Source organism: Ligilactobacillus sp. LYQ135 (assembly GCF_053711055.1).
Genome location: NZ_JBSJYT010000010.1, coordinates 1 through 13,562, shown reverse-complemented (window position 1 = coordinate 13,562; position 13,562 = coordinate 1). Strand labels below are relative to the sequence as shown.

General features: G+C 33.9%; 12 protein-coding genes. 9 read left to right on the top strand and 3 right to left on the bottom strand.

The features are described from left to right. Positions 1–64: 64 nt before the first annotated feature. Genes ACWCL1_RS07725 through ACWCL1_RS07715 form a run of 3 tightly spaced genes read left to right on the top strand, consistent with a single transcriptional unit; the run spans position 65 to position 1,898 of the window. Positions 65–856: a TSUP family transporter gene (locus ACWCL1_RS07725; RefSeq protein ID WP_454546334.1), complete on the top strand. Its 792-nt coding sequence runs from the start codon at positions 65–67 to the stop codon at positions 854–856. 14 nt (positions 857–870) lie between these two features. Next, on the top strand, positions 871–1,218 hold the full coding sequence (locus ACWCL1_RS07720; RefSeq protein WP_454546333.1) for a DsrE family protein: 348 nt from the start codon (positions 871–873) through the stop codon (positions 1,216–1,218). Positions 1,219–1,259: 41 nt separating this feature from the next. Next, positions 1,260–1,898, top strand: coding sequence for a TMEM175 family protein (locus tag ACWCL1_RS07715; protein ID WP_454546332.1), 639 nt, complete (start codon positions 1,260–1,262; stop codon positions 1,896–1,898). 43 nt (positions 1,899–1,941) lie between these two features. On the opposite strand, the gene ACWCL1_RS07710 is transcribed toward ACWCL1_RS07715, so the two are convergent. The 3 genes from ACWCL1_RS07710 to ACWCL1_RS07700 all read right to left on the bottom strand — a co-directional run bounded on the left by ACWCL1_RS07710 (position 1,942) and on the right by ACWCL1_RS07700 (position 5,897). Continuing rightward, complete coding sequence (locus tag ACWCL1_RS07710) at positions 1,942–3,462, bottom strand: MFS transporter (RefSeq protein ID WP_454546331.1); 1,521 nt, start codon at positions 3,460–3,462, stop codon at positions 1,942–1,944. Positions 3,463–3,605: 143 nt separating this feature from the next. After that, entirely contained in the window at positions 3,606–4,037 is a 432-nt protein-coding gene (locus ACWCL1_RS07705; protein WP_454546330.1) for an Hsp20/alpha crystallin family protein, read from the bottom strand. Positions 4,038–4,133: 96 nt separating this feature from the next. Next, positions 4,134–5,897, bottom strand: a complete 1,764-nt coding sequence (locus tag ACWCL1_RS07700) for an ABC1 kinase family protein (protein WP_454546329.1) — start codon at positions 5,895–5,897, stop codon at positions 4,134–4,136. A 204-nt stretch (positions 5,898–6,101) separates the two neighbouring features. Here ACWCL1_RS07700 and ACWCL1_RS07695 point away from each other — a divergent pair, with 204 nt between their 5' ends. From ACWCL1_RS07695 to ACWCL1_RS07670, 6 genes are all read left to right on the top strand, one after another. Next, positions 6,102–8,912 carry a sigma 54-interacting transcriptional regulator gene (locus ACWCL1_RS07695; RefSeq protein WP_454546328.1) on the top strand — a complete coding sequence of 937 codons (2,811 nt, stop codon included), beginning with the start codon at positions 6,102–6,104 and terminating at the stop codon, positions 8,910–8,912. A gap of 214 nt (positions 8,913–9,126) precedes the next feature. Continuing rightward, positions 9,127–9,630: a PTS system mannose/fructose/N-acetylgalactosamine-transporter subunit IIB gene (locus tag ACWCL1_RS07690; protein WP_454546327.1), complete on the top strand. Its 504-nt coding sequence runs from the start codon at positions 9,127–9,129 to the stop codon at positions 9,628–9,630. A 52-nt stretch (positions 9,631–9,682) separates the two neighbouring features. Next, positions 9,683–10,681, top strand: coding sequence for a PTS sugar transporter subunit IIB (locus tag ACWCL1_RS07685; protein WP_454546326.1), 999 nt, complete (start codon positions 9,683–9,685; stop codon positions 10,679–10,681). Positions 10,682–10,696: 15 nt separating this feature from the next. Next, positions 10,697–11,503 (top strand): PTS mannose/fructose/sorbose transporter subunit IIC, encoded by an 807-nt coding sequence (locus ACWCL1_RS07680; RefSeq protein WP_454546325.1) that lies wholly within the window; start codon positions 10,697–10,699, stop codon positions 11,501–11,503. 22 nt (positions 11,504–11,525) lie between these two features. Beyond that, positions 11,526–12,452, top strand: coding sequence for a PTS system mannose/fructose/sorbose family transporter subunit IID (locus tag ACWCL1_RS07675; protein WP_454546324.1), 927 nt, complete (start codon positions 11,526–11,528; stop codon positions 12,450–12,452). Positions 12,453–12,482: 30 nt separating this feature from the next. After that, on the top strand, positions 12,483–12,857 hold the full coding sequence (locus ACWCL1_RS07670) for a DUF956 family protein (protein ID WP_454546323.1): 375 nt from the start codon (positions 12,483–12,485) through the stop codon (positions 12,855–12,857). Positions 12,858–13,562 lie beyond the last annotated feature (705 nt).

The window sequence follows — 13,562 nt, the reverse complement described above, 5'->3', positions numbered from 1 at the left end:
GTAAGCAAAGCATTATGTATTTAACGGACCAAGTCGATATACTGAAATTAAAGGAGGTGTTAAAATGGGAGAGTTAATTATTTATGCATTAATTGTGTTTATTGCAACTGCATCAGGTTCATCAACTGGATTAGGTGGTGGTGTAGTTATTAAACCACTTTTTGACATTGTGAGTAGTGCAGGAACAGCAACGATCAACTTTTATTCATCATTAGCTGTTTTTGTAATGTCAATTGTAGCGTTATACCGCCAGTTAAAAAAACAATTTAAGTTTAATTTTAAAGATTTAATCACCATCTCACTTGGATCAGTTTTGGGTGGTTTTTTAGGACAAAAACTATTATTACTAACAGTTCAAAGTTTGCCTGAAAGTAAAGTTAAAGTTATTCAATCACTAATGCTTTTTTTAATGCTTCTTTTTGTATTGATTTATAACTTTGAGAAAAAACGCCTTGTTAGTTTTCACCTTAATAACGCTTTTTTGATTTTTATTGTAGGAGTTGGTTTAGGAACTTTTTCAGTTTATTTAGGAATCGGTGGTGGACCAATTAATGTAGCAATCACAATGTTTTTATTTTCATTTTCATTGCGCGAAGCTGCGGTTTATTCAGTTGGAATTATTTTCTTTGCTCAACTGACTAAAATGTGTACGATTGCATTTGAAAGTGTTAAACCACCTATTAGTATTTCAGTAATGATTGCAGTTATTATTGCTGCAATTATTGGTGCACTAGCAGGAACATGGATTAATCGCCATGCTTCTTGTGAAGTTTTAAATCGAATATATAATATCTTATTAATTGCGTTAGTGGGGGTAACACTATTTAATACCGCTCATTATGCAGGAATTTTATAGAAAGAGTGATTTTCATGAAAATTTTAATTCATATTGATCAATCTGAACGATGGAATGCAGTTACAAGTAATTTGAAAAATATGGCAGATGCTAAAAAAAATATTCGTCCAGATTTAGAAATTGAAGTAGTAGTTACTGGTGAAGCAATTCGTGATTTAGTTGATAGTTTAAGTGATGAAAAATTGTATCAACAATTAAAAGAAGCAACGCAAGCAGGTTTTAAGATTATGGGATGCAATAATTCACTAAATCATTTCAAGATTGCGCCAGATGATGTATTTTCATTTGTTGAAATTGTCCCAGCAGGTTTATTGGAGATTGCAACTAAGCAAGAAGAAGGATTTGCATACGTTAAGCCTTAATGTAAAATGAAGTGAAAGTAAATATAAAATGAGGGATTTAATTGCCAAATAAAACATATAGCAAAGAAGAACTTGAAAAGTTAAATGAGCAACGTCAACGCAAGATGATGACTCATTTAGAAACTTTAAATGAGGGAGTAATTGCAATTATCATGACAATTTTGGTGCTTGAAATTCCGGCACCGCATGGAATTGGTGATTACTGGAACTTTTTAAATTCTATTGTTGTATTCATCATTAGTTTTTTTATTGTTGCAGATTTTTGGTATGAATTAAACAAGATATATGCAAGCATTGAATATGCTACTAAAGGAATCATTATTTCAGACTTACTTTATCTTGTTAGTTTATCAGTTATGCCAATTTTAACTAAATGGATCATTGAAAATCCAAGTTCATTAGCGGTCATTAACTATGGTGTAATGTACATGATAATTGAGTTGGTTGGCTTAATTATTCGGCATTTTGTTTTTCAACTAATTGTTAGTGAAGATCAGGATATTCAAGAGCGTGAAAGCAAATCTGTGCGTATCCGATCCATGATTCTATTTGTGATCAATGTTTTTTATATTGTGTTATCATTTAACTTTCCGAAAATTATGATTTATGCATATCTTTCGCTACCGGCAATTCATTTCTTCTTTCCTGCCGAAACTCGAATTCATTTACGCAAAAAATAGACTGTGTATAATCACAGTCTATTTTTATATCATTATTTAAATTTTAATTATTAACGTCTTTACTTACGGGATTTTTAATTAGGAGCCAACAAATGATTCCAGCAACAATGAATAAAATTAACGAAAGCCAAAGTAACTCATGAATTCCGTCATAATATGCATGTTGAATGGTTGTAATAATATGAGGAATGGGATGTAATTTTGAAGCGATTTCCATTCCTGAAAATGGTCCTGCTTTAATAATTTGTTGACTTAAATGATTGTTTCCAAGATTTTGCAATAAACTTCTCCGATAACCATCTCCTACGATTAATCCTTGAATGACGATTCCTAAACAATTCCCAAATTGACGAAAAACACTGTTAATCCCAGATGCCATTCCCATATTTTCAGGTTCAATATCTAATAATGCAGCATTTGAAATTGCCGGGTTAATTCCAGCATTTCCTAATCCCATAAAAATAAATGCGGGAATTAAAAATTCCCAGTTTAAATGATAGCCAAGCATTAAATTCATTGTTAAAACTCCGATAGCTTCAAGGAATAAGGAACCTGTTGTAACGATTTTGCTTCCAATTTTACCAACTAAATAACCAACAAATGCACCTAAGAAAAGTGGAAAGATACTGATTAGTAATCGTTGTAAGCCAACTTCAAGAGGTGTATATCCCATATAATCTTGAAGCAAAATGGTTAAGTAGGTAAAAAATGAAAATAAACCTAACGTAATGGTGAAAGCAGCCACACAAGAACCTACAAATGATGATTTTTTAAATAAAGCTAAGTTCATCATTGGATGAGCAGTATGTTTTTCCCAGAGAATAAAAATCAATAACAAAATAATTCCGCTGACAAGCCATCCCATAATATTAGGAGTAAACCAACTTGCATTAATATTATTTTCTTTATTTAAAAGTCCATAGACTAAACAAAAGACCATGGCAGTACTTAGAATCATTCCTAAAATATCGATGTGATGATCAACGTCATGATGTTTTTCAGTAATGAATTTAATTCCGATTAAAATTGCAATGATTCCAATTGGAATGTTGATCAAGAAAATTGAACGCCAATTAAAGAATTGAACTAAAACTCCACCGACTAGTGGACCTACAGAGGTTCCAAAACCAACAATACTTCCCCAAATGCCGAGAATAAATGCCCGTTGTTTTCCTTCGTAGTTATCACCAATTAATGCCATTGATAGTCCTAAAATTCCAGCACCACCAATTCCCTCAATTCCACGAGAAATATTCAAAATTAAACTTGAAGGGGCGATTGAACAAAGTAACGATCCAGCAGTAAAAACAACCATTGATAAGATGAAAAATAATTTTTTACCGTACATATCGCCCAACTTACTAATCAATAAAATTGAAATGGCATAAGTTGATGTATATGCATTGACTACCCATTGTGTATTTACATAGCTGGTATGAAATTCACGTTGAATTGTTGGCAAAGCGACATTAACGATTGTAACGTCAAGCATTGCCATTAAAACACCCATTCCAATTGCAATTAAAACCATCCAGCTATTTTGTTTTGCTTTTGTTTTACTCATAAATAGTGTCTCTTTTCAAATTAAAGTAAAAAATTTCAAAGTCATTGAAATAATGATTTTGAAATTCATATATAGAAATAAGGTTGCGACTAATGTCGCAACCTCGTTTTCCAAGTCAGATTTAAATTTAAAAACTAAAGTTACTAGTTAATTTCAATACTATGGTTACTGTCAATTTCTTCTTTTGTTTTAGGTAAGATCACTGTTAATACGCCGTCTTCGTATTTAGCAGAAATTTTCTTACTATCAACTTTTGGTAAGCGATATGAACGACTATATGTGCCATAATCACGTTCACTTGCAATTACGTTACCTTTCTTGTCGTCATCATCGCTAAATGATTCGCGTTTAGCATCAATTGTTAACACATCATCTTTGAAATTAACAGCGATGTCTTTTTTGTCGACACCTGGCATATCAACTTTGATGATGAATTCTTTATCAGTTTCTTTAATATCACTTTTGAGTGGTTTCATTTCATTATTCCAACTATTGAAAAATGAACGACCGAAGTGATTGAAGAAATCATCACTATTAGCAAGTTTGTTAAAACGATCCATTAAATCATTACTCATGGTATTTCTCCCTTTCTATAATTCACATTCCTTACACTTATTATCATAGCGCCAGAAGAACTTAAATTCAAAAAATTTGATTGCAAATATCTTGGGTTATTTTAAGTGTTTTTTATCTTTTAAGTGTCGGTGAATTGCGCCAATTAACATTAGAAAAATTACGATTAAAGAAATAATAAATCCAGCCACTCCAATATTATAAACAGGGGAATGCTCGTGACTGCCTTGGACCAACATGGATGAGCCTAAAATTACTGCAGCAAGGATAATCGTTACCATAATCCGATTCACAATTTGATCAATGCGATACATGATTTTATTTTGATCTTTTAGTTTTAATGTTAAACGTGCTTGACTTGCATTCATGATATCAAGTAATTGACCAATTTTTTGTGGCATACTAGGTAGTTCTTTAGCGTTTGAATATAGTTGCCATTCAATATCATCAAGTGAAGAGCGCCAATTAAATTTTCTTTTTAAATATTGTTTGCCAAAGGGACGAGCTACATCCATTAAAGATAAATCTGGATCTAATTGAGCCACGATTCCTTCAAGGGTTCCAAAGGCTTTAAAAAGTAAGGTGACTTCAGGTTTGATTTGTAAATTATTTTGATGACAAAGTGACATCATCCGGTATAAAACTTCGGCAAAATCAATTTGGCCCACTCCCATTTTTAAGTAGGGAGTAATAAATAAACCTAAGTCTTCATAAAAATCTTCCTCATCAACTTCGCCAGTGCGGTTACATACACTTAAAACCGCTTCGCCAATTGTGCGTGGATTACGTGTATTTAAAGCCATTACCATATTAGCAATGCCATCAATCAGTCCAGGAGAAAGGCGTCCCATCATTCCAAAATCAAGGTACACTAACCGATAAGGCGGAAGTTTTTTTTCAGTTTTAACTTCAATTTCATTTGGCCCTAAATTTTGTGCATAGGAATGAATGGTTTCATAATTGTGTTTTTCATTAACTTCTTCAGAATAACTTAATTCATGAAATAAAATATTTCCCGGGTGAGGATCGGCATGGAAGAAGTTATCAACAAAAACTTGCTTAATAAAATTTTGAATTAAAATCCGAGCCACATATTTTTTAGTTTTAGTTAGTTTTTTTGCTTCTTTAGTTTCAGGATTCGCTTTTTGTTGAATCAAATACTTAATACTTTTACCTTCCATTGCCTCATTTACAAGTATTTTTTGTGCGGAATATTCTTGGTAAACTTTGGGAACTTGAATAATGTCATCATTATTATTTAACTTGTAAAATTCGATTCCATTTTTAATTTCTACTTCTGTATTAATTTCATTGAGAAGTGCTGTGCGAATTTCTTCTAAAGTTTCCTTAGCATCAATTACTTCAATGTCAGGAACAAATTTGATGATACTTAAGGCTTTGCGAAATAATGCCAAATCAGTGCGTACAAGTTCTTCAACTGCAGGATGTTGAATTTTAACGACTACCTTAGTGCCATCTTTTAAAGTAGCATGGTGAGTTTGGCCAATCGAAGCCGAAGCAAATGGCTTTTTGTCAAAGGTTTTAAAAGTCTCTTCAATAGTATGACCGGTTTGCTTTTCAAAAGTTTGAACAACAGTTGCGTAGTCATCAACTGGTACATTATCTTGAAGAGAGCGCAATTCATGAATGTATGCTGGAGAAACTAGATCCGGACGAGTTGATAAAATTTGTCCCGCTTTAATGAATGTCGGTCCAAGCTCTTCTAAAGCCATCCGGAATTCTTTAGGATTTGTTTGGTGGACGAAATCATGGATCATATTATAATTGCGGATGATCCGAATGATTCGCAGCAAACGTGTACGTTTATCTTTGCGTGTAATGGTAACTGCTGTTTCTGTCATAAAATGTCCACTCCGTTTAATAGATTTACTTTCATTTTAACATTTGAAAAATAAGTTTGTGAAAAAAGAAGCATGATACACAATTTAAAATAAAGCCTTTTCATCTGAAAGTAACAATGATACACTACATAGTGAAACGCTATCATTATTGGAAATAGTAATAATACAGAATAAATAATACACAAAAGATAAGGAGCATATTTAATGACACGCAAAGAGGAAATTTGGAAGTATTTAAAACGAGAATTACCGCAATCTGAAAATGGATTGACGACTTCTAAAATTGCAATGGATTTAAATTTAGTACGAACTAATGTAAGTAAAGAATTAAATATCCTTGTAAAAGAAGGAAAATTAGCCAAGAGTGCTACGCGACCAGTTAAATACTTTTTTGCCAATGAAAAACCTTCAACTTCTCCTAAAACAGTTGCTCAAAGTGTTCCTAAAAAATCTAAGAGTCCAACTCAAAATATAGTGAAACAAAAAATAATTTTTGATCATTTGATTGGACGTGAAGGAACGTTGAAAAATCAAGTGGAACAGGCGAAAGCGGCAATTTTATATCCTCCCCATGGATTAAATGTATTAATCACAGGACCAACTGGATCAGGGAAGACATACTTTGCACATGCAATGAATCAATTCGCATGGAATAAAAAGATTATTGCTAAACAAAATTTAACAACATTTAATTGTGCTGATTATGCTCATAATCCGCAATTGTTAATGTCACATTTATTTGGTTATGTGAAAGGAGCATTTACGGGAGCAAACGAAGATCAAGAAGGATTGATTCAAAAGGCTGACGGCGGAATTTTATTTCTAGATGAAGTTCACCGGCTACCTCCAGAAGGTCAAGAAATGATTTTTTACTTAATGGATCATGGGACTTATTCGCGGTTAGGGGAAACAAATAAAACGCATAAGGCCAATGTACGGTTAATTTGTGCAACCACTGAAGATCCCGAAAGTTCTTTATTAGCAACTTTTGTCCGGCGAATTCCCATTGTAGTTCAAATGCCAGGATTTAATGAGCGTACCATGCATGAACGTTTGAAGTTACTAAAAGAAATGTTAACGATCGAAGCCAACCGAATTCAAAAACGAATTTATTTAGATGAAGATGTGGTTCGCTCGCTTTTAGGAAGTGTTACCTATGGAAATGTGGGACAGTTAAAATCAAATGTTCAATTAGTGTGTGCTCAAGGTTTTTTAAATAGTATTGATGATCACAATTCAATTCATTTACGCTTTGATCAGTTGCCGCCTAATATTAAAGACGGCTTATCCCGGTTAGCAAATGATCGAAAGCAACTAGGAGAGTTAGCTAAAATTTTACAACCTCAAATGATCATTGATCCGGATAATTCTACTAGTGCTAAAGATGGAGATAACTATGAATTACCATATAATTTGTATGAAATTATTGGCGACAAGGCAGCTTTACTAAGTGAAGAAGGATTGGATCATGATGCAATTAATAATTTTATAATGACTGATATTAATGTTCACTTGAAAAGCTTTTATGCTGACAAGCACTTTGATAAAGGGCAAAATGATTTACATGACATTGTTGATCAAGATGTAATTGAACTAACTAAAAAATTGGAAAAACAGTTAGTTGTAAGTGGATACACAAGTACAGGGAACTTTTTATATGCGATGAGTTTGCATATTAGTTCCTTTATAAAGCGAATCGAATCTGGTAAACCGTTGCGTAAAGCCGAACCTAATATGATTTCAATGGTACAAGATTATCCGCAAGAACTTGAATATGCTAAAACAGTTAAAGAGGAAATTGAAAACTACTACCATATGCCAGTTCCAGAATCTGAATTATATTACTTAGCAGTTTTGTTAATTTCATTAAAAGATGAAAAGCAAAATGGCAAAGTGGGCGTTTTAGTAGCAGCACACGGTAATAGTACGGCTTCTTCAATGGTGCAAGTAGTCAATCAGTTACTGGATACTGATAATTTAGGTGCTTTTGATATGTCATTGGATATGAATCCAGAAGAGGCACTTAAAGGAATTGAAGAAAAAGTACGCCAGTTAAATCATGGGAATGGAGTAATTTTACTTGTTGATATGGGATCACTAAGTACATTTGACGAAAAAATTACCCGTCATACTGGAATTAAAGTTAAAACAATTGATATGGTTACAACCGCACTAGTATTAGAAACTGCACGTAAGACGGCATTAATTGATAGTACTCTTGAAAATGTATACCGTGAATTATCTGAGTTTAACGGTTATTCGCGAACTTCAGAACAAGATGAAAAAGAGGTATTATCACCCACAATTCCTGAAAAAATTGATGGCAAACCTAAGGCGATTTTGGCAATTTGTTCCACAGGGCAAGGTACTGCTGTAAAAATTAAGAAGATGCTAGATAATATTTTGTTAGATCATTTAATTGATGACATTGTAGTGCTTCCAATTTCAGTTATTAATTTGGAACAAACGATTGCTGAAATTCAACAAGAATATCAAGTAATTGCAGTAACTGGAATTGTTCGGCCGAAATTAAGTGTACCATTTATTTCACTTGAAAAGTTACTTCAAGGTGGTGGCGAACAGTTTGTTACCATTGTTGAAAATTATACTAATAATACGACTGCTCGAATGGAGCTAGAGGCATCTCCACAAGAAGCAAAAAAACGAATTTATCAATATTTAGGACAGTATTTCACATTTTTAAATCCACAAAAAGTCGGTGATGTTTTATGGGAATACTGTGGAATTATTGAACGCAAAGTGCCATTTGAATTACGGAATACTCTCAAAATTAATTTAAGTATGCACTTAGCAGGAGTTATTGAAAGAATCTTAACTAACAGTTCGCTTGCGATTCACTCGCAAATTGATATGGATGAAATTCAAACTCATCCACTATATGGTGTAGTTAAAAAGGCCAATCAAATGCTGAGTGATAGCTTAAATTTGCAACTCCCAGATGAAGAAGTTTATTACATTGAGAAATTAATTGATACACAAAAAGAAATTGAGTAATACAAATCACATTTATACACTAAAAAATAGTGTATAAGTGTGATTTTTTCTTTATATGATGGTGTTTTCGGAGGTATACACAAAGTTGGCACGCTTCTTGCTACATGTAAGGTGTAATCAAAATAAATTGGTATCGGTTTTCTGTATGAGTGATGGCAATTATTTATTATTATTTTTGAAAGCGGATACCTTAATAGATGAAAGTATGGTTTAGATGTTACAAGTTCAGTTACTTCGAATCGATAGCCGTTTGCTTCACGGACAAGTCGCAACTAATTGGGCGCGTGTTTTGAAGATCGATCGGATTATTATTGCTTCTGATCAAGTTGCACATGATGATATTCGAAAGACTTTGATTAAGCAAGCATCTCCACCAGGAATTAGAACTAATATTGTTCCACTGCAAAAAGTGATTCAAATTAACCGCGACGGTCGCTTTGACGGAACGAAAGTCATGTTACTGGTAGAAAATCCCCAGGATGCTTTGCGGCTGATCTTGAATGGAATCAGCGTTTCTCAAATCAATGTTGGTTCGCTTAGTTTTGATAGTTCAAAACAAATGATCAGTGATGCTATATCGGTTAGCAAAGACGATATTGAAACATTCAGTCGCTTGCATCAACACGGAATCAAACTTGAAATTCGTAAAGTTTCAAGTGATTCAGCTAAGGATTTATGGAAACTGATGCTTGATAAGCATTTGGTTACTGTTGAGTAGTTTAATTTATTTTGTAACAAAGAAATGACACGATTTTAAGGAGGAAGATATTATGGTAGGGATTATCCTTGCTAGCCATGGTGGCTTCGCTGAAGGTATTTACCAATCAGGTGAAATGATTTTCGGTAAACAAGAAAATGTTAAAGCCTGTGTTCTTAAGCCTAGCGAAGGACCAGATGACATTCGCAAGAAAATGGAAGATGCCGTTAAGTCTTTTGATGATCCAGAACAAGTATTGTTCTTGATTGATTTATGGAGTGGTACTCCATTTAATCAAGCAAGTAACTTATTTGAACAACACAAAGATACATGGGCAATCGTTACAGGTATGAACTTGCCAATGTTAATTGAAGCTTATGGTGCACGCTTACAAGATGGCATCACTGCTCGTGAAATTGCCACTCAAATCGTAAACTCAGGAAAAGATGGTATCAAGACATTACCTGAGAGTTTACAACCTAAGACAGAAAAAGCACCTGCTAAAGAAGAAAGTAAACAACCAACTAGTACCATTCCAGAAGGAACTGTTTTAGGTGATGGCCATATCAAGTATGGCTTAGCTCGAATCGACAGTCGTTTACTTCACGGTCAAGTTGCAACTGCATGGACAAAATCAGTTAACCCTGATCGAATCATTGTTGTTTCAGATAACGTTGCAAAAGACAAGTTAAGAAAGAACATGATTATTCAAGCTGCTCCTCCTGGAGTAAAAGCAAATGTTGTTCCAATTAAGAAGATGATTCAAGTTGCAAAAGACCCTCGCTTCGGTGCAACGAAAGCATTAGTTTTATTTGAAACTCCAGAAGATGCATTAAAAGCAATTGAAGGCGGTGTTGATATTAAAACTCTTAACATCGGTTCAATGGCTCACTCTGAAGGTAAAGTTGCGGTTAACAAAGTACTTTCACTTAATGAAGAAGACGTTAAGACATATGACAAGTTACACGAAATGGGAGTTAAGTTTGATGTACGTAAAGTTCCAAGTGACTCTCCAGAAAATATGATGGAACTTGTTGATAAGGCTCGTAAAGAATTAGCCGAAAAGAAATAGTAAGGAGGAAATCATATGTCTGCAATTCAAGCGATTTTAGTCCTTATCATTGCCTTTCTAGCAGGTATGGACGGAATTTTAGATGAATTTCAATTTTATCAACCATTAGTTACTTGTACATTGATTGGTTTAGTAACAGGGAATTTGACTGCTGGGGTTATTCTTGGTGGTTCATTACAAATGATTGTTTTAGGATGGGCCAACATCGGAGCTGCGGTTGCTCCTGATATCGCTTTTGCTTCAACTGCTTCTGCAATTGTGTTAGCAATGGGAAATTTAGGTACTAAAGGAGTTATGACGGCGGTTGCAATGGCAGTTCCTTTTGCGGTTGCTGGTCTAGTTTTAAATATGATCGTGCGAACAATCTGTGTTGGTATTAGCCACGCTATGGATAAAGCAGCTGAAGAAGTTAGCTTTAAAAAAATGAACATGTGGCAAATTATTGCTATTATTTTACAAGGTTTACGTGTTGCTATTCCTTGTGGATTATTATTAATCATCCCAACAAGTACAGTTCAACACATGTTAAATGCAATTCCTCCTGTATTATCAGATGGAATGACAATCGGTGGTGGAATGGTTGTTGCTGTAGGTTACGCTATGGTTATTAACATGATGGCTACAAAAGAAACATGGCCATTCTTCATTATCGGTTTTGTTATTGCAGCTTTAAGTAATTTAACATTGTTAGCTATTGGTGCTTTGGCTGTTGCCTTCACATTGATTTACTTGAACCTTGACAAAAAAGGTGGCAACGGTGGTAACAATGGTGGCTCAAGCAATACTGGCGATCCACTTGGCGACATTTTAGATGATTATTAATAGAAAGGAAGCGTGAGTAAAGATGGCTGAAGAAAAGAACAGAATTAAACTTGATAAAAAGACGCGGCTTAAAGTTGCTGCACGTTCTCAATTCTTGCAAGGTTCATGGAACTATGAACGAATGCAAAATGGTGGTTTTGCATATTCAATGATTCCAGCAATCAAGAAACTTTACAAAACAGATGAAGATCGTCAAGCAGCCTTAAAACGTCACATGGAATTCTTTAACACTACACCATTTATGGCTTCGCCAATCTTTGGGGTTACATTGGCCTTAGAAGAAGAACGTGCTAATGGTGGTGCGGTTGATGATGAAGCAATCAACGGTGTTAAAGTTGGGATGATGGGACCTTTAGCTGGTGTTGGTGATCCAGTCTTTTGGTTTACAGTTCGTCCAATTTTAGGTGCTTTGTGCGCTTCACTTGCGATGAGTGGAAACCTTTTAGGACCAATTTTATTCTTTGTTGTTTGGAACTTGTTCCGTTGGGGCTTTATGTGGTATACCCAAGAATTTGGTTATAAAGCCGGTTCAGCAATTACAGATGATATGTCCGGTACAATGATGCAAGACGTTACTCGTGGAGCTTCAATGTTAGGGATGTTCGTTTTAGGCTCATTGATTGAACGATGGGTAAAAATTGATTTCAAACCAATTATTTCAAAGGTTGAATTACAAAAAGGTGCATATATTGATTGGAATTCACTTCCATCAGGTCATGCAGGTATTCAAAAGGCGTTAGAACTTTATGATAATGGTAATGGTCTAGCATTATCTCATATAAAAGTAACAACATTACAAAATGTGTTTGATCAATTAATTCCTGGTTTAGCAGGTCTTCTTCTTACATTGCTTTGCATGTGGTTACTTAAAAAGAAAGTTTCACCAATTTGGATTATCATTGCATTATTCGCTTTAGGTATTGCAGGTCACGCAGTTGGCTTACTTTAATAAAATCTAAGAATGTAGAAAGGGAAATATATGGTTCAATCGTTAAATTCAAAAGCAGATGTAGTTGAAAAAGCAGTGTACCATCATGGGCTAAGTACATATGGAAAGTTAATGGTCGGGAATAAAGCTTTCGAGTTTTATGGTGACAATGTTAATCACTATCTTCAGATTCCCTGGGATGAAGTTGATAAAATTATTGCTTCAATTTATCGCAAAGGAAAGTGCATTCCACGGTACGCAATTCAAACTAAAGATGGACGGATGTACATCTTTTCATCTAGAGAACCAAAAAAAGTACTACGTGCTTGCAGAAATTACGTAGATCCTCAAAATATCGTTCGCTCTCTTACATTCTTCCAAGTATTAAAGCGCAATATCAAACGTGTAATTAAAAGAGATAAGTAACAAAAAGCAGGTCTTGAAAATCAAGATCTGCTTTTTGTTTTTAAATTCTTTACGTGCCTTATCAACAAGTTCCATCATATTTTCTGGAGAGTCGCTTGGAGTCTTACGGACCTCCCATTTCGTATAACTTGTCATATGTCTTAAAGCACTTTGTTAACTGCAACTTTGAGCTATTGAATCATTTAATATTAACACCGTTTTCAATTGCTTTTAATGCATCTTCTGGAGTTTTAAATAAAACTAGTGCCTTTGTCTTCATCCTAAGGAATTGGAAGATAGTGATTAACATTGCATGTGTATTTAGTATTATTCGTGAAATTAACTTTAGTAATGGGACTTAAAGTTATTAAAATTTGTTATAAAAAGTAAAAAACGAAAAAATGTTACTAGATAATCTTTAATGTTTGGATAAAAATGTTTTTTGAAAAAGTTGAAAAAACGCCTTGACGATAGTGTTTTCAGTTGGTAAAATAAATATCGTTGTCAGGAAATGACATAACTTTTAAAAATTTGTTTTTGATATTTTTAAAATTAGGTGTTGACATTTAATTTTAAAAGAGTATAATTTTAAGAGTTGTTACTAAGATAACAATAAGTTGTAGATCTTTGAAAACTGAATAACGTTTCGATAAACAAATGTGCAGGGCAATTCATGAAAATGAAATGCAAACATATTTGCGAAGTCAATTCGCTAGTAAATGAGTC